General features: G+C 58.6%; 1 protein-coding gene and 1 pseudogene. Both read right to left on the bottom strand.

Translation table 11 applies throughout. From position 1 onward, the window contains the following. The coding region (locus J1784_RS00310; RefSeq protein ID WP_217147585.1) for a DUF58 domain-containing protein at nucleotides 1-899 on the bottom strand (899 nt) is incomplete at its 3' end. Further along, nucleotides 899-1,009: pseudogene (locus tag J1784_RS26315) on the bottom strand (AAA family ATPase); the annotation flags it as partial. The gene J1784_RS00310 and the pseudogene J1784_RS26315, both read right to left, overlap by 1 nt.

Genomic DNA, 1,009 nt, shown 5'->3' with positions numbered 1-1,009 from the left:
CCCCTTTGCAGCTGCCGGTTTAAATCCTGAGTCACCACAATTTGATTTACGCGGATCCCCAGCCTTGTCAGCTTTTTCTCCTGCGCGCCGAGACGGGCGGTAATGCTTTGTTGTATTTCATCGCGCAGCGCCCCTGAAAGGGAGAATGCCGCCTCATGTCCGCGGTAGCGCGCGGCCAGATTACCCGACGCAGGCAGGCGCTGATGCAGATCGTCGAGGATCACGAACGCGCTGACTTCACTGCGCCGCCTCAGTGCGGCCAGCAGCGCTTCGCTTTGAGCATCCAGATCATGAAAGTCGCTGATCACCGCCACCCATGAACCCGCCGGGATCAGTTGTCGCGCGTGTTGTAATACAGACGACAGGGATAAAGACGTGGCAGGTTCTGCCGGATATTGCTGCGCCAGTTGCTGGTTATAGGCCATCAAATCATCCAGTATCAGATTGAGATTTGCCGCTGGCGGGCGGCATTTTTGCAGCCTGTAGTCCGTATCGCTGAACACGGCGCTGCCCAGCCGGTCCCCGTCGTGCCAGCTGCGCCACGCCAGTAATCCGGCAATTTTGGCCGCTACCACCGATTTGGTGTGCCCGCGGGTAGCGAAAAACATGTCGAGGCGCTGATCGACGATGATAAACACCGGGCGCTCACGTTCTTCGTTATACAGGCGGATCCACGGCGTGCGCAGGCGTGCTGTAGTCTGCCAGTCAATCAGGCGGACATCGTCACCGGCCTGATAACGCCGCAAACTGTCGAAATTCAGACCGCGCCCTTGCTGGCGAGAAACGCGTTCACCCGCCAGTGCGCCGGGGGAAATTTGTCCCGGTGGATTTGACAGCAATTTCGCTTCACCGGCCAGTGCCATGAGCGTGTTGCGGTCAATTGTCAGCGGGTTTTCCATCAGGCCACCACGGCATCGAGCAACATACGAACGACGTCGTCTGGTGAACAGTTATCGGCATTGGCCTGATAGCTGAGCATCAGCCGGTGGCGCAGGACAGCAGGAGCGAT

The organism is Rahnella ecdela (genome assembly GCF_019049625.1).
GTDB lineage: Bacteria > Pseudomonadota > Gammaproteobacteria > Enterobacterales > Enterobacteriaceae > Rahnella > Rahnella ecdela.
This window is presented reverse-complemented; position numbering and strand designations above follow the sequence as displayed.